Consider the following 23,595-nt stretch of genomic DNA (forward strand, 5'->3'; position numbering starts at 1 on the left):
TAGCCTAGCTAGGTCACTTAAATAATGTTAATTATTGGTTGAGAATTTAAAATCGTTAGGGACAACGATACCGATATCTTTTACAAGAACTTGTCCCGCCATTTTTTTACCTTGGCCCTTAAAGAGCCCTGCCTTGCCAAAGGCAAAGCAGATGGTCGTTTTAGCCTTTAAGGCCGCTCCCATTACTTGTCCGGAAGTACCATCAACACCGGTTGGTACATCTAAGGCAACGACGGTGCTTTCGATATGGTTAGCAGCTTTAACCATTTTTTGGAGACCATCTGGTAGGTCATGGTTCAGACCGGTACCGAAGATGGCATCAATAATCAATGAAGCCTGCTTAAAATCAGATTTTTCTGACCGAGGAACCCCGCAAGCTTGAGCAATTTTAAGCTGTCGCTTAACCGTGTCCTTGGCTTTATTAACATTACCAACAAATTGTAAAGTAACAGGAATATTTAATTGGTGAAGGAGGCGGGCTAGGGCAATGCCGTCAGCTCCGTTATTACCAAGTCCAACCAAGACCAAGACATTGGAAAGGTCATAGTTGCCAGCTCCAAGGACTTCTAAACTAGCTAAGGCTGCTCGTTCAATCAAGACGTCCACAGAGAGGCCGACTTCAGTGATGGTGTGCTGGTCAAGGGTTTGCATTTCATCTGTTGTCACGAGTTGTTTCATTGAATTCACCTTAGTATAATAGATATAGTTTAGTCGCAAATAGTTGTACTACAACTCATTATAATATATAAGAAGAAAAAAGAATAATTAGGAGGCAATAAATATGGATAACATGGAAGTAGCGGATGACTACCAAGAGGTCAAAGACCAGGTCGCCATTTTAAATGCTCGTGGCGAGGCAGTCACTGAAGACCAGGTCGTTGAAAGAACCTTACGCCGTGGTTTGGAACAAATCATGGAGTACCGGATGGATAACACTTACTATAGTGTTAAATGGAACGACCAAAAAGAACTGGACATTTATGATATGTACAGCGACTTAGTTGGTACAATCAAGCCAAAGGGTGAAAACTTTGTTGATGATTTTAAAAAGAATGACCAGGGTGTTTGGGATTATTTCAACGACGAATTGAAAACTTTAATTACTCGATAGTATTCTAAACGCTTGCCGTTAAGGTAATAATCTGTTATGATATTATCTGTTATGGAGAAGTACTCAAGAGGCTGAAGAGGCGCCCTTGCTAAGGGTGTAGACGTGTTAAAGCGTGCGAGGGTTCGAATCCCTTCTTCTCCATTTTGCTTATCAGGAGCAGTCAAGAGGGGTCACAAAACCCAGTCTTAAGCGATTTTGATTTTTTGAGTCATCAAGAGAAGTCAAGAGAAATCAAGCAAAAGTACAGAAAAAGGTACAGAAAAAAATAAGCATGTTCTAGCTCTGTGGCGGCCCTCTGGTCGCTTTTTTTGTTGCTCTAATAACTTAAAAAGTGCAGAAAAACCTTACATAAAGAAATGCTTCCCTAACTAACAACCGTGCTTGCGAACACGCCTGTTCAAGTTGTCTAATTGTCAGCCCTGTATAATTATCTTAAAAGCTATTGGGGGATGACATGAAACAGCGTAATATCATAAGGCATTACTTCACGGGTTACGGTAAGTGGTCACTAGATGGACTTGAAAACTTAAAGGAAGAGGGGCAAGGCAGTTTTAAAGATCGGTACGCAGAAGAAAATTATAATTTTTGGATAGAGGTACACCGTGTTTTTGATGCCTATACAGCCACACTACCCCCAGAAATTGTTAATATGGAGCGTGAGCATTATAGAGAGCGCATCCCCTTTGGTCAGTCTTACAACGTTGTAGCTCCTACTGCTGTGATTCAAGAGGTAAACAACGAGTTGAACAGGTTGGCAAAGTCAATCGAACAGCCCGAGCGGATCAAACAAGTTAGTTAGTTATCTCCGCCAGAAGTGGCGGAATGCCTGTAGTACTGATTTGGTACTTGAGAAGTGTGGGCATATTTCTAAGGTCGTGAAATGCGACCCCATACTATTGTTTTAGTATTCTGGTAGAATTATATATACCCATGGGAGGACATATGATATATTTAGTAAATATTTTTAGCACTTTGGTTGCGTTAGAATTTTTTTATATTATGTATTTAGAAACATTTGCTACTGAATCAAAAGAGACCGCGCGGGTTTTTAATTTATCGAGTGAGATATTAGCAGATAAAAATTTGCAAACGTTATTTAAAAATCAAGGAGTCTACAATGGTCTGATTGGTGTGGGAATTCTATACGCTGTTCTTTTTATGCCAGAAATGCTGTTACCGATCATGATTTATATCGTCTTAGTAGCACTGTATGGCAGCCTATCGAGTGGGAATAAGACTCTCGTTTTTAAACAGTCAGGGTTAGCTATGTTAACGATTCTATTAATACTGTTAGAACACCTTTAAGGCGATTTGTGCTTTTTTTAAAGTAAATCATCTTTTTAGACCTGACATAACGAAACGTTATGCCAGCTTATCTTTTCTTGTCACATGGTCAAACTCTCGACAGAAGTGTCGAAAAAGAAAAATCTAGCATGTTCGCCACGATTGGCGAAAATAGAAATTGTTCCCACTTAACAACATCACATATAGGTGCTGTTGTGAGATCATCCCCACATAAAAAGGCAGGGTGTGCTTACATCCACGCCCTGAAAGAAAAAGCCTTACTCAATCGAGTAGGGCTATTTTTGTGCTTAATTATGCCAACAAATGCCAACATCTAGAACCTGACAAAACTTGACATAAAAACCTATGCTTACAACCTAATAAAACCTAATATGTGTTATTACTAAAACTTGTCAAAACATGACATTAAAACCTGTGAAAACCTGTCATTAAAAATGCTATCAAAAGCTATCATTTATGTGAGTAAAAGTAAGTATTTTATACCAACTAATACCATCATTTTATCCCAACATTTTCCAACATTTAACCTTAACAATTCTTAACATTTATTCCAGTATTTTCCAGTGTGAACCTTAGCATTTCTTAGCATGTAATTGCAGTGTTTTGTAGTATATGAAGGCCAATATATAGCCATCCAGATCAGTGAATAAAGGCCGTTAAAAGCGTTGCAACGTTGCAGAAAGTGTTGCAACCTTTTTGGGGGATGGTTGCAAAAGGTTGCATAAAAAAAGTTACACAAGGTTACACCCAAAAAGTTACATAGTTACAGGCTTTAAAACTTGGTTTAAGCGCCCTTATTGTGGGAATGGTTGCTAGTAATTACTAGTATTTGCAGGATATAAAATGTTAGTAAATGTCAGTATTTTAAACCCAAATAATCCTAGCAATTCCTAGCATTTTTCAGTATAGGGCTATGAATAAGGCGCAAAGGTGTGCACACAAAAATAAAAAAAGGGTGCACCCGAAAAGGTCACAAAAAAGTCACAAGGTCACACCTTTATATTCTGTTCAAAAAGTCGAAAAGGGGTTTGATTGTAAACACATAGCAAAATAAAAAGCACTCACACAAATGTGAATGCTGAATGAGTAGACGAGTGGGAGACTATTGTAGGTGTGCCTACATTTGTAATTATTCCATCCCCATTAGTGGCAACTTACAGGCGTAGGTGTGCCTACGGGTTAAAAATAGTCATTCAATAAAAGGCATAATGCCTTACAACTTTCTATATTAGCTCATATGGATAGCGTTTATAAGCAGGATAATAGCGCCTAAAATAAAAATCAAAGAACCCCAGATGATTTGAGTGATGACACTTTTATCGCCAAAGTAGAGCCGTAACAGTGGTGCAATGCTACCAAAAATAAGGATAATGATACCAATAAATACGAGTGCCAATCCAATAAGTGCAATCATTTTTTTCTCCTTGAATATTTAAAATAGGTTTTTCAACGTGTAAGCCCCATAGCGGGCTTTTTTTATTTGTTTTGTTTTTCAAGATACTCTAGCACTTCTGAAAAGGCTTTTATCATTTCAGGCTTAAAGGTCTCATCATCAAAAACCTCTCCATCTGTGATAGCTAAATTAAGATACTCATTGATGAATGCAAGGTTGTTCAATGTTGTTTCATCCCCATTAGATAGTAGTGATAAAACTGAAACAACATACATATTTTCAACTAGAGATAATTCATCATTATTAACTCTTGCCACTAATTTTTTTGCCTGTTTTCTTGATCTTGCACTGTAAGAAATACGGGCTTTTTCTGTGGCATCCTTTATGGGTTTCATGGTGTTTTCGATAATATTTTTGAGCACATTTTGAGTGTTAAAACTTGGAAAAATATTATTTATCATAGCGTTAAAATCTGCCGGTGTTTTAGGCTCTGGATATATGGCTGTTGTATCTTTAGTGATATCAACAATATCTAATCCCTGTAAAAAATCAACATCTACATGGAAAAAGTCAGCGAGTTTTTGCCATACTTCATGCTTACCCGTTTTAACTACTCCAGTTTCATATCTAGAAAGGGTGGCATATGTAACACCTAATTTTTCGGACAATTGTTTAAGTGTTAGTCCTTCTTCTTCTCTTAGTTCTCTGATTCTGTTTTTTTCCAATGTAATAACTCCTACTGTTTGTCTACAAGAATAATAACATTATTTACGAAAAACGAAAATAAATATTAAAAAATATTGACTTTACAAAAAACGTAAAGTAAGATTAGTTTTGTTGATTTACATAAAACGTAAAGATGGAGGAACGGATGAAAGTTTTAACGAAAAACTTTGTTGACGCCTTGACAGTTAAACAGGCACGAGAGCGCCTAAACTATGGGCAGTTAGCAGAAAAGACTGGAGTTAATAGCGTGACTATCTCACGAATTATTAACCGCAAGGTAGACACAGCACAAGAACGTACGTTCGATAAGTTAAACGATTGGTTGCTTAAGGAGGTGTAAGCAATGGACCAACACACGACATCACAGACCGTCACAGAGTGGCCTAGGTGGCTCAATTTGAAAGACGGGGCCAAGTATGCAGGCTGTTCCGTGAATACGTTCCGCAGGCACTTGGTGGCCACAGGAAGAGTGACCGCACACTTAACCGACTTTGGTAATAGGTACGACAGGGACGAAATCAGCCAGGCTATTGAAAACTGGTATTAAGGGGGATGTATGCAACTTTGGAATATTTTTACAACGCTGGTTACAGTCACATGTATAGCAGTAGTGGCCCTAGAAATCGGCTTTGAATTGGGACGACAAGACAAAAAGGGGCGGGATCACAATGGGCAACAATGAGTACAGCAAAGAAGTTTTTAGCTCTGTCATGTATTTAAAGGAGAATATGCAGTATGGAAGAGTTGGTATTTTTTAAAGGAATTGGAGCTAAAGCAAAGCTTTACACTACAACCGAAGTAATCGCTGAATATACAGGCATTAAATATAAGTCAGTGTATGAGTCAGTGCGAAATAATCAAGATGATCTAAAAGAGTTGGGGGTATTACCATTTGAAATGGTAGTACCTCAAAAAGGCACGGTAGGGGGACAACCTAAAAAGGTTTACCAACTTAATGAGCCACAAGCTACCCTGCTAATCACTTACCTCCGAAACACACCGCAGGTAAAGAAGTTTAAAAAGGCATTGGTCAAGGCTTTTTACAGCATGAAGCAGGAACTAGATCAGGCAAAGTTAAGCCGAGAACTTAACAAGCGGGCCAATATTAGCCTAGCCGAAACGATTAAGGAAGAGCTACCCAATGACCCACACGCTTACAGCAATTACCACCAACTAGCCTATAAGTATGTAACGGGCATGACACCCAAGCAACTCAAAAAGGCTAAGGGTGTGAACAAACCAGAAGAGGCGCTAGACAACAGTCAGAAGGAGCGCCTGGAGCGAGCAAAACAAAATATTGCCCTGTTTATTATGGATGGCAACGAATACCAAGACATCAAAGCAAAGTTGTTTGCTGATATTTAGGAAAGGAGAGCCAAAAGCATGAAAAAAGGCACAAAAAAGCACCCCCTGCAAGTTTGGCGACTAGATGGGGATGACTTGAAACAAACGCCTTTTAATACGGCTATTTGGCTATATTTTAACATGAAACCAACAGCAACTAAAACAGATATGTTACTGCTTTTAAATAACTATACAGATTCGGTAGACTCTCGCAGTATCAGAATAAACATTCTAATTAATCATATTGAAAGGATAGTAAGTAACATTGAGGAAATCGAGTTAAATGAATATTTGAGTGGTCGGATCAGTGAGCTAAATGAAACTATTTTCTTTGTTCAATCTGAAATGGACGCACTAGATAACCAAACTAAGAGCGTTGGCGAGGCAATAGCAATAGGAGGCAGTAAATGACTAACGTAAGACACCAGGACCAATTAACAGCACGGGAGAAGGCTGTATATATGGCCTTACCTTTTGGGCAAGAGAACGCTATTAAAGTACATGCCTTAGCTAAAAAGGTTGGCATTCCAGTAAGAAGGTTGTACAGCATTTTAAGCCACCTATCTGAACAGGGCTATTTGGTTGGTAGTCTCCGCAATCAACAGGGCGGAGTGTACAGAATTGTTAATAGTGACGAGTATTTTTATACCCTGAACATGCTCCGCAACAATGCTAAGAGCTATGAAAGGCGAGTGAACGGGCTAGAACAACACAGGGAGCGTTTTGAATGAATGAAGACCAAGCTACCAAAATAAAGGCCCTCATGAAGATGGGCGCTTATATCTACATTGCTCAACCCAATACTAAATACAACAAAGAAGAGGGCGGACATAAAAACAGCTTCAATCACTGGGAAGATTTAGAAGAGTGGCTGGCATGGCATCCCCAATATGAGGGCGGAAATATTGGCATTGATTTAGATCGGTCGCCCTTTGTGGTTGTTGATGTGGACCAACACAGTGCCAACGGTTTACAGAGCTTAAAAGATTATTTAAAACGTCAGCAGGTTTCCCCTGAGGTTATCTCGGCAACATACTTAGAAAAGACTGCAGGAGGTGGTTGGCACGTTTTTTATACTGACACAGCCAATCAGTCCAAAACAAGACAAATAAACGCTGTGGACGGTTTAGACGTGTTAAATAGTGGCGGTGTTATTGTTTCGCCCTCTGTTATTGATGGAAATGATTATAAAGCGGTTACGGACTTAAACACGATACAAGAAAGGCCGAACTGGGTGGACAAGATTGGTCAAACTCAAACCAGTAAGCACCTTGGAAACAGACAAGCTAAGTACAGCATAGCCGAACGGTGGAACATGGTGGCTAATGGTTTTACCACAGGCCAACGCAATGACCAGGCTACTAGTCTGATTGGTTGGGTTCTCTCTTCTCATGTTGCCCCAGCGGTTGCCTTTAATGTGGCCATGGCAGTCAATCAACAAAGCCCCGAACCTCTCAGCTATGGCGAACTTGAAAAGGTCTATATGAGCGTGTTAAAGCGTGAAATCAAGCGGGCCAAGAATAGGGGGCGAGTAATTGGCGACTGAAAAAGAACAGCTAGAACAGGTATTTGCTGACACTGTGGCCCAAAAGGTCGACTGGGTTCAATATAACCAAGATGGGAAAGCCGTTGGGGTCAAATATGTAGAGTTAGCAGACCTTATTATAAAAGAACATCCTTTTTTGGCCGTTCCGTTTGGGGATGAGCTAACCTATTACAGTTATAACGGTGTTAGCTGGGATAAAGTGACAAAAGCTAGAGCTAAAGAGCAGACAGAGCGGTATGCCTTTGACTATTTGAAATCAGCAGACGTCTACAGACCCAGAAGGATGCAAGATGTGGCCAAAACAGTGCTGGTAAATGGGCAACAGGATCATAATCCCTTCACTGACCAAAATACTGACCGAGTGGCCTTTAAGAATGGCACTTATATGCTTGATAGTGGCGAAATGAGGCCGAACGGTCCAAAAGATTATTTAATAAATGGCCACCAGATTGAGGCACAACCAGGGAAAGCATCCCCCAATATTAATGCTTGGGGTTCATACTTGTTTGGACCGTCATGGCAGTATGTTAAAGAGGTGCTAGGGTATGCTTTTATTCCTGAACAGACTACCTTTAACACCATCACAATTCTGTTAGATGAGACGGGTGGCAGTGGCAAAAGCTACTTTGTTGAAAAGATTGTTAGGCCCTTGATTGGTCAAAATAATATCACAGCTAAAGACATTGATACCCTGACAGGTAGCAACGGTAAAAGTAACCGCTTTGGCACTTTTGACCTCATCAACAAGCTAGCAAATATCCACTTAGATATTCCTGATACACGGATTGACATGCCCGACACGCTTAAAACGTTATCGGGTGGGGATGTTGTGGAGGTTGAGGGAAAGGGGACAAACTCGGTCAGTGTGAAGCTATATGCTCTTTTGATTTTCGCTAGTAATAACAAACCTAAAATAGCAGTTAGCTCCGCCTTGTTACAGCGTATGCACCTTGTGCCTGTGGTTGCTCCCAAGGTTCGGGACAATCCTCAAGAGGCCAGAGCACGGGCAAGCCTATGGAATGAAGAAAAGGCTGTAAAGGAGCTAGGTGGCTTTGCTATAGAGTGCATTGAGGCCTTTAAGCAAGCGAAAGCCCAAGGGCGTTTGAGTGTTAATGATGAGATTGAGGAAGTTACAAAGGATTGGGCGACTAGTCAAGATTTGGTAGCCACTTTCTTGTTAGAAGCTAAGAAAGAAATGCCAGAAGGTTACACGGGTGGAATATCCAAACAGGTAGCCTTTGCACGTTATCGAGAATGGCTGATAGATAACGGCATAGAATCCAAAATAAATAAGAAGAGTTTTGGAACAGTTTTGGAACAAAAAGGCTTTTTATCCATAAAAACACGCAATCACCCAGAAGGTGACAACTCTGGAAACGTAGCAAGTTGGCTAGGTTTAGACCTTGAAAAGTACAATTAGCCCCATTTTTTAGTGTTTTTGTTCCATTAACAAAACGTCAAGAGCAGTCAAGAGTAGTCACGGTTCCAATCGGGTTCTAAAACTGAAATTCTCAAAACCATTGAGGCTCTAAGGTTTATATATATTTTGTTCCATTTGTTCCAGTGTTTAGGTACTTGGTGAAAGTTGCAAAGAGAAAAAGAAGAAGTAAATACGTAAAAATACTCTATATATAGTAGGGCAGTATGGCGGAAAAGTGGGGCATTTTGGAACAAAATAGGCATAACGCTTACAGCCACAAGGGTTACATCGTTTTTAGTTTTGGAACATAAAACGGAACACAACAACTAAAAAAGAACATTGTGCAAAAGGTAAAACGGTGGCAAAATAGGGGGCGTGGTAGTCAAGAGTAATCAAGAGCTATCACGCCCTTTTTAATTTTGCTTGACCTTTAAGGAGCTAGAACGGTCGGAGAGGCAAAAGATGAAATTAAAAGAGGTTGAAAGTAAAAAAGGTAAGTCGTGGGAAGTTTCAGGAATGCTTGGGACTAACTATGACAAAACAAAAGCACGAGTCCAGAAGAGAGGCTTTACAAGTAAGCGAACAGCACAGGCATGGTTCAATAATGAAAAGGTTTTATTTGAGAATGGTAATAGTAAATACAACAAAAAAGCCCCCAAGAACGTGCTAACCGTTCGGGAGCTTTATCAAATTTGGCTAGATGGCTATCAGAATACGGTAGAAGAGAGTACCCTAGCCAAAGTATTGAACTATTTTGATTTGCACATTTTACCAGTTTGGGGGGATGTGCTTGTTAATCAGATAGAGCCAATTAAATTACAGGGTTATCTTAACACAATGCAGGCCAAACTTCTAAGATATAAAAAGGTGGTTGGCTACCTTAATCAACTTACTAAGTTAGCTGTAAAGATGGATATGATTGAGGTTGACCCGTTTACTAAGGTTTATATGCCAAGGGAACGAAAAAGCCAGCCCACTAAGAAGGCCATGGATGGGGATGAGTTCCGCAATTTTATCAGTGTGCTAGATAGTCAATATTGTCAGATCAATCGGCAGGCTTACACGCTTTTAAGGTTGGTGGCCTTTACTGGTATGAGAACAGAGGAAGTTCTAGCCTTGCAGTGGCAACACGTTGACTTTGATGGCGGTTATATCAACATAGAACAAGCGCTAGGCCGTGGCTTGCATGGTGGCACTTATATTAAGGGCACTAAGAGCGTGACCAGTACTAGAACAATCAAAGTTGCTACTGATATGCTTAGGGTGCTCTCACACTGGTATAACTTAAGCCAACGCAATGAGCCGACTGATTTTGTATTTAACAATAATGGGAAGCCGTTGCAATCCTTAAGGCCCAATAAGTGGCTACATGAAGTTAGTGACCAGTATAAAGTAGCCAATGGGGTAGCAATGCACGGCCTCCGCCACACTTGGGCCACGTTAGCCCTGGAGCAAGGTGCAAGCGTGAAGCAGGTACAGAGTTATTTGGGCCATGCTGATGCAAATATAACCTTAAATATCTATGCAGAGATAACGAAAAAAGCAAAGGAGCAAACAGGGGAGTTTTTGACTGGATTAATCAGTTAGCAAGGGAAAAAGTACAGAAAAAGGTACAATATTAGTGATAAAGCCCATAACACCAGTGATTAACTGGAGTCCCTTCTTCTCCATATTACAGTTAAAGGCTCTACACAGGATTGAGAAATCCTAGTGTAGAGCTTTTTTTAATTTTAAACGGGAAACATTTGACTATAAAATTAGGGTAAAAGTACAGAAATGGCACAAAAAGTAACACCTAAAAATTAATAATAAAGTAGAATGGTATTTGTTTAGAAAGTATAGTCTTAATAAACATTAGGGAGAAGAAATTCACGTATATCAGAGAGTAGTGCGAACTTTTTTCCATTGAAAATCACAATGGTAAGCATTGGCACTGGCGCGAATAACGAAGAGAGACGTTAAGAGGTGAGAGAAGGATGAGTGATATATTTGTACTACTATTTTTAGTTGCCTTTGTTTGGCTAATTATTGAGTGGCGACGTGGCCGGAAAAATGGTTTGAAACTACAGAAAAAAGGTAAGTGGCTTTTAGTTGCGGTGATCATTTTCGCTGTTGCAATGGTCGAAACGGAACCAGCAAATACTAACCAGACGAAGGCCGATGATCAGTCAGCCAAAAAAGCTAGTTCACAGAGCAAGAAAACGAAAAAAACGGCAGCAAGCAGTTCGAGTTCTGCCGAGTCGCAAAAAACGACTGCCAGTAGCATTAACCAAGCAAATGGTGAAAGTCAGAATAGTGAGATACTGACCTTCACAGGTAAACGCCAACTAGTTTTAGGTAACCTTGATAGCTTGGGGCGGGCAACTTTTTCCCATATTCAATTGCAGGATAAGGATGAGCCAAAAGCTAAGCGGACAACGCTAACCTACAATCCGGTGGGTTGGCATAACTTTAAGTTCTATTATGGGGCCGGAGCGAAGAAGGCCTGGTTGATGAACCGAGGGCACTTAGTCGGTTATCAGTTTAGTGGGATTAACGATGAGGCCCGTAACCTCGTTCCGGAAACGGCTTGGTTCAATGCGGGTAATTATACGGGGATGAATGATGGGAATCCTGATTCCATGCTCTACTATGAAAATCGCTTGGACTCATGGTTGTCTAACCACCCCAATTACTGGTTGGATTACCAGGTGACACCGCTCTTTACCGGCGATGAATTGGTACCACGCCAAGTCGAACTAGCCTATGTTGGTCTAGATGCGAACGGTCAACCACTGACTATTCAATTGGGCTCAGCTAAGGAAAGTACTGATGCTGCTGGAGTTACGCATGTCACCTTGGATAATTCTTCGCCAAATGCGCAAATTGATTACGCAACGGGTCGGGCAACGAATACAATTGATAAGAATGCAAATACGTTTAGTTCTGACAAATCAACGACAACGAAGAAGGGGCAAAGTAAGCAAGGAGCCCAATCAAGCAGCACGGCTGCAGTGGTAGCCGCACCAACGGCTTCATCTCGAACGGTTTATGTCAGTGGCAATGGATCATCAGATATTTATTGGTATAATCCTGACGATATGCCGGCCCGCACTAACAAGAGTAAAGTGATTACAATGACTGAAGCGGACGCACAAGCACAAGGCAAACGTCATGCTAGTAAAGAGTAAATTTTAAATTAACGGATAGGGGGACAATCATTGAATGGTTGCCCCTTTTATAATTGCATTTCTTCCAATTGTTTTATAAACTCAAAGAATAAAGAGAAGAGTTGAGAAAAGATAAATATGAAGAATTCTAAAAAAACATTGCTGGTGGCCGTTGCTATTGCCATTGTAGCTTTAACGGCTGTTGTGACGGCGACGGCTGCAAGCAAGCACAGCCAAGCCCACCATCGACAAACTGTTTCAACGAAAAAGAAAGCGACGAGTAGTACTTCAGCTAAATCAGTTACAACTAGTTCATCCATGCCAAGTAGTAGTTCAGTACAGGCATCGGCTACTCAGTCAACTGTTAGTAATAGCCAAGTTAAAACTGCAACCCCAGTAAGCACTCCGACACCAGCAACAAATGAAGTTCCGAGTGGAACACAGTTGGTGAATGCGAATCCAAATGTTTATGGAGAACCCGGAATGTGTCTGGGTTATGTTGATGGTGCCTTTGGCGTAACGGCCCGTGGGGGACAATTAAGTTATTCCGCCACTGCTGCGGCAGGCAAGGCAACAGCAGCAGGTGCCATGCATAACAACGATCAGTTTCCTGCCGGCAAGATGGTGCCCGTTTTCTGGAATCTAACAAGTAAGGATGACGGTGTCAATTATGGCCATGTTGCTATATGGGATGGCCAAGGTGGATTTTATTGGGAAGGAAACCATTCATCGACTCCAAATCATTTAACATATGCCGAGTTAACTGCCGTATTAAATGGCCAGCAACCGATTAACGGTAAGTTGGTGACGGATAGTTTTACTGGAGCATCGTTAATTGGTTGGTCGGATAATTTAGAAGGTGTTCAAATCCTTTCAAAGTAAACGTCGACTATATTTTTTGTTGACCAAGTAGATATAGTTGTTGAAAAACTTTTAAATCAAAAGGCTGATTCTAAATCAGTCTTTTTTATTTGCAATGCTCATCATAAAAAGTGATTGATTAGTTGTTAATTTTAAAAAAATAAAATCATTACAACGCATCCTGGTGTGTTTTTTATGTTATGTTAGATGTAAGGAACATTGAAAAAAAGATGCAAGGATGGTGTCTAAAATGATGACCGGATTTAGCATGAATATCAGAAAGAGCGTTTGATGCAGTTAATTAAGAACTTTTTACATAAACTTTTGCACCACCAAAAGACCTTGGCGTGGGTCTTTGTTGCTTCAATGACAGCCATTATGTTGACCTATAATATGAGTATCCGTTTTGGTTTGTCAGAAAAAATTATTTTACATATTATGATGCTTTATCCTATTGAAGTTGTGATTGTGTACTGCTTGCGGACTTATTTCAGTTTGCCACTTGTTTTGCGCGCCCACCGTTATTATCCAGGTCTCATAACTGAAAACATTCCGGCCTGGGTTAGTCGAACGGCTTCGGTCATGTTGTTGAATGTGACGGTTATGATGGCAGGATTCACGGCACTAAACCAACAATTATACCCAGACTTTTTGCCATCGTTTGCCGAAAATTGGGTTAAGTCGTACTTTGTGGCAGTTCCCGTGTTCTTTCTCGTTGTTCGGCCATTAATTCTATTTTCATTTAGGTATTTAAAGGCCCGCTATCCGATTCCAGCTGTAATAGAAGTGGTCGAATAGGTAGTGGTCCAATGCCTAAATTCTGAACAAAAATAAAATTAATAATTTTAACGGGTGATTTTTTGGTAAAGAACAAATAATAAAAAAATATCACCCTTTTTTATTTGCTTTTTTAGTTGTAAGATTAAAATATACTCATTTATTAATCATGTATTTGTTATGTAAGCTGACAAAATAATCAGAGAATCCGACAAGCCCCCGTAACATGGAAGTAAGCTTGGGCTTTTGTCGGCTAAAGAAAAGAAAACCGCAAGGAGAAATTACGATGTCAATGATCGAATTCAAAAATGTACAGAAGTACTATGGCGACTTTCATGCCCTGCACGATGTGAACTTAAAAATCGACCAGGGTGAAACGGTTGTCTTGATTGGCCCTTCAGGGTCAGGAAAGTCAACTTTGATTCGAACCGTAAATGGTTTGGAAGAAATCGAAGACGGACAGTTACTGGTGGATGGCTTTGATCTCCACGACCCCAAAACGGATATGAACAAAATTCGTAAAAATGTTGGGATGGTTTTCCAACATTTTAATTTGTACAACAACAAAACCGCCCTTGAAAATATTATGTTGGCTCCACGTTTGGTATTAGGTCGCGAAGAGGGCGAAAACAAGCGCATTGCCATGGAATTATTGGAAAAGGTTGGCTTGGCCGATAAGGCCAATAACATGCCATCCGCTCTATCTGGTGGACAAAAGCAACGAATCGCGATCGCCCGTTCATTGGCGATGAAGCCTAAGGCCTTACTCTTTGATGAACCAACTTCGGCCCTGGATCCAGAAATGATTGGGGATGTTTTGGACGTTATGCGTGACATTGCCAAGGATTCATCGATGACGCTTTTGGTCGTAACCCACGAAATGGGCTTTGCCAAGGCAGTGGCCGACCGTGTTATCTTTATGGCTGATGGCCGAATTTTGGAAGATAACTCAACGGCTGCTTTCTTTGACAATCCAACGGAACCACGTGCCAAGAAATTCCTCAGTCAAGTTGAACGCCACTAAAATAACGAGGAAGGAGAAAACCTCATGGAGAAAGCAAAAAAGCGGCGTTTTGGAATTATCGCTTCCATCGTGTTGGCTTTGGTGATTGTCTTAGGCTTCTTTTGGGCCTCAGCAACCATTTCCAAAAATGGTAAGCACCAGGACACTTTGACCCGTGTTGAGAAGCAGGGGAAGATTAATTGGGGTGTGAAAGCCGATACTAAATTATTTGGTTTAATGAATACTAAGACTGGAACTCCTGAAGGGTTCGATATTGATTTGGCCAAGGCTGTCACTAAGCAGATTGGTAAGCAAACCGGTAAGAAGCTGACGCCAACCTTTACACCTGTGACATCAGCTTCCAAAGTTCAATTGTTGAAGAATACGAATATTGATGCCGTGATGGCGGTTATGACTATTACCCCTGAACGGGCTAAGGTGGTTGACTTTAGTAATGCATACTTCCCAGCTGGTCAATCGCTCTTAGTTCAAAAAGATTCAGGGATTAATTCAGTTAATGACTTAAATGATTCAAGTAAGACAGTTTTGGTTGTGGTTGGAACAACTGCCGCACAAAACATCAAGAAATTTGCACCAAAGGCTAAGGTCATTGCCCTGCAAGATTACGCTTCAGCGATGCAAGCTTTGAAGGCAGGACAAGGACAAGCAATTTCGACAGATAATGCTATCTTGTATGGATTAGCAACTGAGAATCCAAGTTACCACGTCGTTGGCGGAACATTGACCTATGGCCCTTATGGGGCAGCCTTTGATCATGATGAAAAGCCAATGGTTAAGCAAACGAATGAAGCCTTGGCAACCTTGAAAAAGAATGGTGAATACAACCGCTTAATTAAGAAATGGTTCTCGGGTGTCCCAGGATTAAATTGGCATGAGTTGGAGGTGCACGGATGACATTATTAGAAGATCATTTTTCAGTCTTCGCGCAAGGATTTGGTCATACGTTATTAGCTAGTATCATTGCCTTAATTGGCTCACTGGTACTGGGGACATTCTTTGCCATTCTGCAAGTTACAAAATCAAAGTGGGCCCGTGGACTTGGCAATGTCTATGTCCAGATTTTTCGAAATATCCCACTGTTGATTATTACGCTTTTCTTTTATTTAGCAGTTGCTAAAGTGATTAAGATGACAGGGTTTACTGCTGGAACTGTAGCACTAACCCTTTATACTTCAGCCTTTATTGCTGAGTCTGTACGAGCAGGGATTTTGTCTGTGGATCCAGGCCAGATGGAAGGGGCTCGAGCTAATGGCCTATCATTTGCTCAAGCTATGCGGGTGATTGTTTTACCTCAAGCCTTTCGCGTAGCGATTCCTTCTTTAGGAAACCAATTTATTAATTTGGTTAAAAATTCATCAATTTTGGCCTTTGTTGGTGGTTTAGATTTGATGTACCAAGGAAACTTGGTTGCGGCTAACACCTTTGATACTTTTGCAACGTATATTATCGTTGGGGCCTTTTACCTCATTATTACTTTGCCATTGAGTTACTATATCCAGTACCTCGAACGGCAGTTGAAGCAGAAGGCATAAGGAGGCTGAACCATGTCAGGATTTTTTGATGCCTTTACGGGGGCGAATCTCGGCTACTTAATGGGTGGCCTTGGGATTACCATTGGAGTTTCTGTGATTTCCATTATCTTGAGTCTGATTTTTGGCTCGATTGTTGGAGTTGTGCTCTTCGAACGGTTCCCATTCTTTTCAAGCTTTGTTGGGACTTTGAATAATATTGTCCGTAACTTACCTTTATTGTTGATTATTTTCTTTACTTACTTTGCCTTACCTCAATTTGGTTTTCATCTGCCAATTTTTTGGTCAACAGTTGTGGCCATGTCGGTCTTTCAGTCAGCAATGCTGGCGGAAATCGTCCGTGGAGGTCTTGAAGCCGTTGATGTTGGACAATTTGAGGGAGCTCGGGCGAATGGTCTGACGAACATGCAGACGATGATTCACATTGTTTTGCCTCAGGCCTATAAGAAGATGATTCCACCAATCATTTCACAAATGATTTCATTAGTGAAGGATACGAGTTTGGCTTCTGGAATTGTTTTGGCTGAACTGACTTACCGTGGACAAATTGTCTATGCTCAAAACACTAACTTCATTGTGCCGGTTTTGATTTTCATGACGGTTGTGTACTTCTTATTGAACTATGGTTTGTCATTAGTTGCTAAATGGTTTGACAGCCGGTTAGCCTAAGAAAATTAATTTTATTATTGATCAAGAAAAGCTGCAACCAGGTTTTAAGGGTTGCAGCTTTTCTATTATTTTCATGTAGTTGGTAGTAATTTTTTCGATTGTTAATTTGATAAACCAAGATTGATAGTTCGTGATTATGGTCGATTAACACTTAAATTGAACAGAAATGAGAGAAAAAACCAAGCGAAATCGTTATGTTTTCTAACGTGCTATTCTAATCAATGGTAAAATGGAATATAAGTATATTTTGTTGATTGCTGCTAGTTTAGCAATACTAATTTTCCCGGGGGAAAGATAATGTCAATGATTGAATTCAAAGATGTCCAAAAATATTATGGTGATTTCCATGCTCTGCATGATATTAATTTGAGTATTGATGCTGGGGAAACTGTTGTTTTAATCGGTCCATCTGGATCTGGTAAGTCAACGTTAATTCGGACAATTAATGGTTTGGAAGAAATTGAAGAAGGCCAGCTATTGGTGGATGGCTTTGATCTCCACGACCCCAAAACGGATATGAACAAGATTCGTAAGAATGTTGGAATGGTTTTTCAACACTTTAATTTGTATAACAATAAAAGCGTTCTTGAAAATATTATGTTGGCCCCTCGCTTGGTCTTGAAAAGAGATGAGGCTGAAAATAAGAAGATTGCTTTAGAATTATTGGACCAAGTTGGTTTAGCAGATAAAGCGAATAACATGCCTTCGGCTCTTTCTGGTGGACAGAAGCAGCGAGTAGCAATTGCCCGATCATTGGCCATGAAGCCAAAGGCAATTCTATTTGATGAACCAACTTCAGCTTTGGACCCTGAAATGATTGGGGATGTTTTAGACGTAATGCGTGACATCGCCAAAGACTCCGAAATGACCCTTTTGGTGGTGACTCACGAAATGAGCTTTGCCAAGGCCGTGGCTGACCGAGTTATCTTTATGGCCGATGGTCGCATTCTCGAAGATAGTTCAACCGAAGTATTCTTCGAAAATCCAACGGAGCCACGAGCTAAAAAGTTCTTGAGCCAAGTTGCCCACCATTAAAATGAAAGAGGGAGTGGGGTAGGTAACCCACGTAAGGTTATGGAAAACATTAAAAAACGACGCTTTGGAATTATTGCTTCCATTGTGTTGGTCTTAGTGATGGTTTTGACAGGAATTTGGATGCATTTTGCCATTCAAAATAATACAGGGCATAAAGATACTTTGTCTCGGGTTGAAAAAAAGAAGCAAATTACCTGGGGTGTTAAAGCCGATACTAAACTTTTTGGTTTGATGAACACTAAGAAAGCCCAACCAGCTGGTTTTGAAATTGACTTGGCCAAGGCCATGACTGCACAAATTTCAAAGCAAACGGGGACTAAGTTGTCTGCAAGTTTTGTTCCCGTCTCAGCAGCATCACGAATCCAATTACTGAAAAATACGAATATTGACGGTTTAATTTCGACCATGACAATCACACCCGAACGGGCGAAGATTGTTGATTTTACGGATAGCTATTTTAACGCCGGTCAGTCACTCCTTGTTAAAAAGAATTCAGGGATTCAATCAATCCAAGATATGAACAGCTCGAAATATACTGTCTTGGTTGTCGTTGGAACAACAGCCGCCCAGGAAACGAAAAAGTACGCTCCTAAGGCCAAAATTGTCGCTCTCCAGGACTATGCATCAGCAATGCAGGCCTTAAAAGCAGGACAGGGACAGGCCTTGTCGACCGATAATGCAATCTTGTATGGGTTAGCGACAGAAAATCCCGACTACCACTTGGTTGGCGGTGTCTTTACCAAAGCACCTTATGGAATGGCATTCGACCACAATCAGAAACCAATGACTAGAGAGGCGAACCAAGCGTTGGCGACTCTCAAAGCCAACGGAACCTATAACCGCTTGATTGAAAAGTGGTTTAAGAGCGTACCGGGCTTAAATTGGCACGAGCTGGAGGTTTAAGAATGACAGTTTTCAACCATTATTATTCCGTGTTGATGCAAGGGTTCGGCCATACTCTTTTGGCCAGTCTAATTGCCTTGATTGGATCATTAGTTTTAGGGACCCTCTTTGCGATTATGCAGGTTTCTTCTTCTAAAACTGGGCGTGTCATCGGTAATATTTATGTACAAGTTTTCCGTAATATTCCGCTTTTGATTATTACCCTCTTCTTGTACTTGGCAGTTGCTAAAGTGATTAAGATGACTGGTTTTGTTGCCGGGACGGTGGGACTGACTTTATATACTTCAGCCTTTATTGCTGAATCGGTACGGGCTGGAATTTTGTCGGTTGATGCCGGTCAAATGGAAGGTGCTCGGGCAAATGGATTATCGTTCAGTCAAGCCATGCGAGTGATTGTTTTGCCTCAGGCCTTTCGGGTGGCGATTCCATCCTTAGGGAACCAATTTATTAATTTGGTTAAAAACTCTTCGATTCTCGCCTTTGTCGGTGGTTTGGATTTGATGTACCAAGGAAATTTAATTGCGGCCAGTTCATTTGACACTTTTACAACCTATATTATTATCGGTTGTTTCTACTTAGTGATTACGATGCCACTCAGCTACTATGTCCAATATTTGGAAAGAAAATTAAAGAAAGCGGCCTAAGGAGGAACTATGTCTAATTTTTTTGATGCATTTACGGCGGATAATCTTAGTTACTTGTTAGCGGGCCTGGGTGTCACGGTGGGAGTTTCTATAATCTCAGTGATTTTGAGTTTAATTTTTGGTTCGTTGATTGGTATTATTCAATTTGAAAAGATTCCTTATTTTTCATTGCTAGTTGGTACATTGAATAATATCGTCCGTAACCTGCCTCTGCTATTAATTATCTTTTTTACCTACTTTGCCTTGCCTCAACTTGGTTTTCATTTACCAATTTTTTGGGCAACTGTCGCGGCAATGACCTTCTTTGAATCTGCAATGCTAGCCGAAATTGTTCGAGGTGGATTGGAAGCGGTAGACCGAGGACAATTTGAGGGAGCTCGAGCTAATGGGTTGTCTAACGGTCAGACGATGGTTCATATTGTATTACCCCAGGCCTACAAGAAAATGATTCCACCAATCATTTCGCAGTTAATTTCCTTAGTAAAGGATACTAGCTTGGCCTCGGGGGTTGTATTGGCCGAAATGACCTATCGTGGTCAAATTGTGTATGCACAGAACACAAATTATATCGTTCCTGTCCTCATTGCCTTGACACTTGTCTACTTCCTGCTAAACTATGGGTTATCATTAGTTGCAAAGTGGTGCGACAAAAAGTTGGCTTAAAATTTAGTTGGAAGTAAGAAAAGTATGTTGAAAATAAAGAGAAAACATTGCATAATTGGTTTCTTGGTCCTAGCAATGCTAGCTTTTATTGCGGTAAATTACAATAAATCATTATCAGGTTTTGCCAGTGATGTAACAGTTAGAGTTCGTTCTGGCATCAATGATAAGAGAAAAAGTATTCAGACCCAAATCAATACGGTTAGGGCGCAAAATGCTCGAGACAATTTTGATAATGACTAAAAAAGAGACCTCCCGGTCTCTTTTTTATTGTCCATATTAGTGATAAAACCTACTAAGCTTGTTTAAGCTGCATCTTGGTCACCTGTAGTTGGTGCACTTTGATTGTTAGCATCATCATCGCCTTGAGAATTATTTTGACTGCTAGAAGAGCTTGAATCTTGGTCCGTGTTGTCGGTATCATCATTGTAAGTTGAATCATTATTATCGTTGTCATCATTGCTAGAGCTAGAGCTAGATTGAGAATCACTAGAACTATTTGCACTTTGACTGCCACCCTCATTTGGATAGTCCTTTTGATCCTTATTGATACCATCTTGGACGGGCTTTTCATCGATAATGCTTTTGGCATCGGAAGATTCTTTAAAGGAAAAGACAAAGGTATTTTGGTTATCAAACGATTGGCTCCATTGGTTAAATGTAACTTTGCCATTCGTGATTTGATAAGGGATCTTGTACTGTCCGTCGTCGAGTATTAACGCTGTGTCTGTGATTTGATACTGCTTTGTTTGAGAGCCAACGTACATGCCTAGACCGGTCGTTCGATCGGAGTGGGCGTCGGTGAAATAATAGAATTGAGTGTAGTCGTGGACAAGATTTTGGGGTGCATTGGGTTGTCCCATTGCCGTATCGACATCAAGGCCATTATAGGTAACAGGCTCAATTTCAAAGCCATGACCAATTAAGGCATTTTGAACCAATGAAATCTTATTGCTGTCATTATTGGTTGATCCTGATGAGCTCTTTCCATGTTGACTTTTGTGAGTTACTTGGCTGGTTTTTGTAGCCGAGCTTTTACTTGCATGTGAGGGGTGACCCATGTCTGCAAAGGCGAATGTTCCACCCAGCAAAATGGCTGCGGTGGCAATTCCTGTGATAATTTTTAATTTTTTCTGCATGGCTTCTCTCCATTAATTACATACTTTTCCCTAATTTTATAATTTGAATTTAGCACAACTTGAAACAAAAGTAAAACTAGTGCAACAAAAAAGAGAGGAAATGTTCTAATTTAGCTTGTATATTCAATCAATCAGCGTTAAAATCTCCTTTGATTGAAAGAAAAAATGTCTGACCTTTAAAAATTAAAGTTGCTTTAATTTTCATATTGAAGCGGTTAACATTAATTTTGATCCGAATTGATTGAACAATGAATTAGCCAAGTCGCAAACGCGAAAGGTTGGATGAATTCATTTTGTAGGAGAGAAAAGAATGGCTGAAGCAAAGAAATCAAAGATGAAGTATGCTGGTTTCCTAATTGCCCTTGGAATTGTCTATGGGGACATTGGAACATCACCACTTTATACGATGAATGCAATTATTGCCGGCAATGTTCATACCGACAACATGAAAAACTTAGTAATTGGATCAATATCCTTAGTTTTTTGGACATTGATGCTAATTACCACTATTAAATATGTCTTAATTGCCCTGCGGGCTGATAATCATGGTGAAGGTGGAATCTTTTCGCTATATAGTAAGGTGCGTAACCGCAATATGAAATGGCTGATTATTCCGGCCATGGTTGGTGGGGCAGCTCTATTAGCAGATGGGGCCTTGACGCCAGCTGTGACGGTAACGTCAGCTGTTGAAGGGTTAGAGGGGCAAAGCTTTGGACCGTTTTCTTTTCCAACGGGGACTGATTTTGTCGTGACGACGGTGTTAGTCATTTTACTGATGGTTTTTTCCTTTCAAAGGACGGGAACCACTAAGATTGGTCGGCTATTTGGACCACTAATGCTCTTTTGGTTTTCATTTATTGGGATTTTTGGTTTACTCCAAGTTGTGCAAAACCCAGTAGTTTTAAAGGCTTTATCACCAGTGTATGCTGTGGAAACACTTTTTAGTCCAGATAACCGCCTGGGTATTTTTATCTTAGGTAATATTTTCCTGGCAACGACAGGTGCTGAGGCTCTTTACTCTGATATGGGCCACGTTGGTAAGAAAAATATTTATATGAGTTGGCCCTTTGTTTATACAATGCTAATTTTAAACTATATGGGTCAAGGCGCATGGGCGATTAGCCACCATGTTAGTGGCCAAAATTTGAATTTATTTTTCGATATTTTACCCAATCAATGGCGGTTAGTTGGTGTTTTGATTAGTACTGTAGCTGCCGTGATTGCCTCACAAGCTTTGATTACCGGGGCCTTTACGCTGGTATCTGAGGCAATTAGTTTGAAGATCATGCCTCGGTTGCGGATTTCATATCCAAATGACGTTCGTGGCCAAATGTATATCAGCCAGGTTAACTGGATGCTCTTTGTAGCCGGTGTTTTCATTGTCTTTTACTTTAAAAGTTCTCACAATATGGAAGCAGCCTATGGTTTGGCCATCACGGTTACTATGTTGATGACCACTATCTTGTTGTTTGAATTTATTCGTTTTAAGACTAAGACGGTATGGGCCGTTTGCTTCGCTGTTCCCTTTGGTATTTTGGAAGTTCTCTTCCTCTTAGCCAGTCTGGTCAAGTTTGTCCATGGCGGTTATGTTTCCGTCATCTTAATGTTGTTGATTTTGTCAGTAATGGTCTTCTGGTACTATGGAAACAAGCGCCGAGAGGCTTTGTCATTTAATAATGATTACTTATCATTAATTGACTACCGTAAGCAACTTTTGCAACTGGCAGCAGATAGCGATGAACCATTGATGGCCAAGAATTTGGTCTACATCGTCAATGTTCATGATGACTATAAAATTAAAAAATCAGTTATCTATTCAATTCTAGGAGCTCGACCAAAACGGGCTAAGGTCTACTGGTTCGTGACGATTAAGGAATCGATTAACCCTTATGAAAAGAGTTATTCAGTCGATTTAATGAGTAGTCAAAACATGGTTCGAGTGGTCTTAAACCTTGGCTTCAAGGTTGATCCACAGGTCGAATACTACATTCACCGAATTGCCAAGTCATTGGTTAAGCAGGGATTCTTGGAACCACAAAAGATTCGCTATGGTTTGGACAAGAGTCGAAGTGTTGGTGACTTTAAGTATATTGTCACGAATAACTACTATACAGATCTAAAAACTGTTTCGAAAATTTCTTTCTGGGACCGGTTCTTGATTGGTGGTCGAATTTGGCTCCAATCACACAGTGTCCATCTCCGTTATTTCTACCGATTACGCTTAAGTGATACGGTGGAAGAGATTGTGCCATTGTTTATTGAACGTAAGCCGGCGGTAATTTTGAAACAAACTGAAGTAAAAAATCAAATGCCAAAGTTTCATCGAGACTGAGGCAAAGTAAAAGAGGGCTGACCACATT

27 protein-coding genes and 1 tRNA gene are annotated in these 23,595 nt (G+C 40.5%); 24 read left to right on the forward strand and 4 right to left on the reverse strand.

Going from position 1 to position 23,595, the window contains the following annotated elements:
- Positions 1-27: 27 nt before the first annotated feature.
- Positions 28-678, reverse strand: a complete 651-nt coding sequence (locus AOQ29_RS00660; protein WP_061992633.1) for an NAD(P)H-hydrate epimerase — start codon at positions 676-678, stop codon at positions 28-30.
- A 103-nt stretch (positions 679-781) separates the two neighbouring features.
- Between AOQ29_RS00660 and AOQ29_RS00665 the strand changes: the two genes are divergently transcribed.
- The 4 genes from AOQ29_RS00665 to AOQ29_RS00680 all read left to right on the forward strand — a co-directional run bounded on the left by AOQ29_RS00665 (position 782) and on the right by AOQ29_RS00680 (position 2,416).
- Positions 782-1,111, forward strand: a complete 330-nt coding sequence (locus AOQ29_RS00665) for a hypothetical protein (RefSeq protein ID WP_061992634.1) — start codon at positions 782-784, stop codon at positions 1,109-1,111.
- Positions 1,112-1,164: 53 nt separating this feature from the next.
- Positions 1,165-1,252: transfer RNA gene (locus tag AOQ29_RS00670), tRNA-Ser, on the forward strand.
- A 313-nt stretch (positions 1,253-1,565) separates the two neighbouring features.
- The gene (locus AOQ29_RS00675; protein ID WP_061992635.1) at positions 1,566-1,910 is read left to right on the forward strand and encodes a hypothetical protein; all 345 of its coding nucleotides are present in this window, start codon (positions 1,566-1,568) and stop codon (positions 1,908-1,910) included.
- 143 nt (positions 1,911-2,053) lie between these two features.
- Positions 2,054-2,416 carry a DUF1304 domain-containing protein gene (locus AOQ29_RS00680; protein ID WP_061992636.1) on the forward strand — a complete coding sequence of 121 codons (363 nt, stop codon included), beginning with the start codon at positions 2,054-2,056 and terminating at the stop codon, positions 2,414-2,416.
- A 1,228-nt stretch (positions 2,417-3,644) separates the two neighbouring features.
- Here AOQ29_RS00680 and AOQ29_RS00685 read toward each other — a convergent pair.
- Positions 3,645-3,830, reverse strand: a complete 186-nt coding sequence (locus AOQ29_RS00685; RefSeq protein ID WP_061992637.1) for a hypothetical protein — start codon at positions 3,828-3,830, stop codon at positions 3,645-3,647.
- Positions 3,831-3,892: 62 nt separating this feature from the next.
- Positions 3,893-4,534: a helix-turn-helix domain-containing protein gene (locus AOQ29_RS00690; RefSeq protein WP_061992638.1), complete on the reverse strand. Its 642-nt coding sequence runs from the start codon at positions 4,532-4,534 to the stop codon at positions 3,893-3,895.
- A 146-nt stretch (positions 4,535-4,680) separates the two neighbouring features.
- Between AOQ29_RS00690 and AOQ29_RS00695 the strand changes: the two genes are divergently transcribed.
- The 19 genes from AOQ29_RS00695 (at position 4,681) to AOQ29_RS00790 (ending at position 20,339) form a co-directional block, all read left to right on the forward strand.
- Positions 4,681-4,875, forward strand: coding sequence for a helix-turn-helix domain-containing protein (locus AOQ29_RS00695; RefSeq protein WP_061992639.1), 195 nt, complete (start codon positions 4,681-4,683; stop codon positions 4,873-4,875).
- A gap of 395 nt (positions 4,876-5,270) precedes the next feature.
- Complete coding sequence (locus tag AOQ29_RS00705; RefSeq protein WP_061992641.1) at positions 5,271-5,900, forward strand: Rha family transcriptional regulator; 630 nt, start codon at positions 5,271-5,273, stop codon at positions 5,898-5,900.
- Between the two features lie 18 nt (positions 5,901-5,918).
- Positions 5,919-6,290 (forward strand): hypothetical protein, encoded by a 372-nt coding sequence (locus tag AOQ29_RS00710; protein WP_061992642.1) that lies wholly within the window; start codon positions 5,919-5,921, stop codon positions 6,288-6,290.
- Complete coding sequence (locus AOQ29_RS00715) at positions 6,287-6,610, forward strand: hypothetical protein (protein WP_061992643.1); 324 nt, start codon at positions 6,287-6,289, stop codon at positions 6,608-6,610. The genes AOQ29_RS00710 and AOQ29_RS00715 overlap by 4 nt, the downstream gene beginning before the upstream one ends.
- On the forward strand, positions 6,607-7,425 hold the full coding sequence (locus AOQ29_RS00720) for a bifunctional DNA primase/polymerase (RefSeq protein ID WP_061992644.1): 819 nt from the start codon (positions 6,607-6,609) through the stop codon (positions 7,423-7,425). The genes AOQ29_RS00715 and AOQ29_RS00720 overlap by 4 nt, the downstream gene beginning before the upstream one ends.
- A complete protein-coding gene (locus tag AOQ29_RS00725) occupies positions 7,415-8,845 on the forward strand; it encodes a phage/plasmid primase, P4 family (RefSeq protein ID WP_242977370.1) in 1,431 nt (476 codons plus the stop codon). The genes AOQ29_RS00720 and AOQ29_RS00725 overlap by 11 nt, the downstream gene beginning before the upstream one ends.
- Positions 8,846-9,307: 462 nt before the next feature.
- The gene (locus AOQ29_RS00730; RefSeq protein ID WP_061992645.1) at positions 9,308-10,432 is read left to right on the forward strand and encodes a tyrosine-type recombinase/integrase; all 1,125 of its coding nucleotides are present in this window, start codon (positions 9,308-9,310) and stop codon (positions 10,430-10,432) included.
- A 389-nt stretch (positions 10,433-10,821) separates the two neighbouring features.
- The gene (locus AOQ29_RS08335; RefSeq protein ID WP_061992646.1) at positions 10,822-12,015 is read left to right on the forward strand and encodes a DNA/RNA non-specific endonuclease; all 1,194 of its coding nucleotides are present in this window, start codon (positions 10,822-10,824) and stop codon (positions 12,013-12,015) included.
- A gap of 117 nt (positions 12,016-12,132) precedes the next feature.
- A complete protein-coding gene (locus tag AOQ29_RS00740; protein ID WP_061992647.1) occupies positions 12,133-12,876 on the forward strand; it encodes a hypothetical protein in 744 nt (247 codons plus the stop codon).
- A 270-nt stretch (positions 12,877-13,146) separates the two neighbouring features.
- Positions 13,147-13,653: a hypothetical protein gene (locus AOQ29_RS00745; RefSeq protein WP_061992648.1), complete on the forward strand. Its 507-nt coding sequence runs from the start codon at positions 13,147-13,149 to the stop codon at positions 13,651-13,653.
- A 265-nt stretch (positions 13,654-13,918) separates the two neighbouring features.
- Positions 13,919-14,656 carry an amino acid ABC transporter ATP-binding protein gene (locus AOQ29_RS00750; RefSeq protein ID WP_061992649.1) on the forward strand — a complete coding sequence of 246 codons (738 nt, stop codon included), beginning with the start codon at positions 13,919-13,921 and terminating at the stop codon, positions 14,654-14,656.
- Positions 14,657-14,680: 24 nt separating this feature from the next.
- Positions 14,681-15,550, forward strand: coding sequence for a transporter substrate-binding domain-containing protein (locus tag AOQ29_RS00755; RefSeq protein ID WP_061992650.1), 870 nt, complete (start codon positions 14,681-14,683; stop codon positions 15,548-15,550).
- Complete coding sequence (locus AOQ29_RS00760; RefSeq protein WP_061992651.1) at positions 15,547-16,188, forward strand: amino acid ABC transporter permease; 642 nt, start codon at positions 15,547-15,549, stop codon at positions 16,186-16,188. The genes AOQ29_RS00755 and AOQ29_RS00760 overlap by 4 nt, the downstream gene beginning before the upstream one ends.
- A gap of 12 nt (positions 16,189-16,200) precedes the next feature.
- The gene (locus tag AOQ29_RS00765) at positions 16,201-16,854 is read left to right on the forward strand and encodes an amino acid ABC transporter permease (protein WP_061992652.1); all 654 of its coding nucleotides are present in this window, start codon (positions 16,201-16,203) and stop codon (positions 16,852-16,854) included.
- Positions 16,855-17,151: 297 nt separating this feature from the next.
- Positions 17,152-17,889 carry an amino acid ABC transporter ATP-binding protein gene (locus AOQ29_RS00770; protein WP_061992653.1) on the forward strand — a complete coding sequence of 246 codons (738 nt, stop codon included), beginning with the start codon at positions 17,152-17,154 and terminating at the stop codon, positions 17,887-17,889.
- Between the two features lie 39 nt (positions 17,890-17,928).
- Positions 17,929-18,792 (forward strand): transporter substrate-binding domain-containing protein, encoded by an 864-nt coding sequence (locus tag AOQ29_RS00775; RefSeq protein ID WP_061992654.1) that lies wholly within the window; start codon positions 17,929-17,931, stop codon positions 18,790-18,792.
- A 2-nt stretch (positions 18,793-18,794) separates the two neighbouring features.
- A complete protein-coding gene (locus AOQ29_RS00780) occupies positions 18,795-19,436 on the forward strand; it encodes an amino acid ABC transporter permease (protein ID WP_061992655.1) in 642 nt (213 codons plus the stop codon).
- Positions 19,437-19,445: 9 nt separating this feature from the next.
- Positions 19,446-20,099, forward strand: a complete 654-nt coding sequence (locus AOQ29_RS00785; RefSeq protein WP_061992656.1) for an amino acid ABC transporter permease — start codon at positions 19,446-19,448, stop codon at positions 20,097-20,099.
- A 24-nt stretch (positions 20,100-20,123) separates the two neighbouring features.
- On the forward strand, positions 20,124-20,339 hold the full coding sequence (locus AOQ29_RS00790) for a hypothetical protein (RefSeq protein ID WP_061992657.1): 216 nt from the start codon (positions 20,124-20,126) through the stop codon (positions 20,337-20,339).
- 62 nt (positions 20,340-20,401) lie between these two features.
- Here the strand turns inward: AOQ29_RS00790 and AOQ29_RS00795 are convergent, their stop codons facing one another.
- Positions 20,402-21,235 carry a hypothetical protein gene (locus AOQ29_RS00795; RefSeq protein WP_061992658.1) on the reverse strand — a complete coding sequence of 278 codons (834 nt, stop codon included), beginning with the start codon at positions 21,233-21,235 and terminating at the stop codon, positions 20,402-20,404.
- 310 nt (positions 21,236-21,545) lie between these two features.
- Here AOQ29_RS00795 and AOQ29_RS00800 point away from each other — a divergent pair, with 310 nt between their 5' ends.
- The gene (locus AOQ29_RS00800; RefSeq protein ID WP_061992659.1) at positions 21,546-23,567 is read left to right on the forward strand and encodes a KUP/HAK/KT family potassium transporter; all 2,022 of its coding nucleotides are present in this window, start codon (positions 21,546-21,548) and stop codon (positions 23,565-23,567) included.
- Positions 23,568-23,595 lie beyond the last annotated feature (28 nt).

It is taken from the genome of Fructobacillus ficulneus (assembly GCF_001047075.2).
In the GTDB taxonomy this organism is placed as follows: Bacteria; Bacillota; Bacilli; order Lactobacillales; family Lactobacillaceae; genus Fructobacillus; species Fructobacillus ficulneus.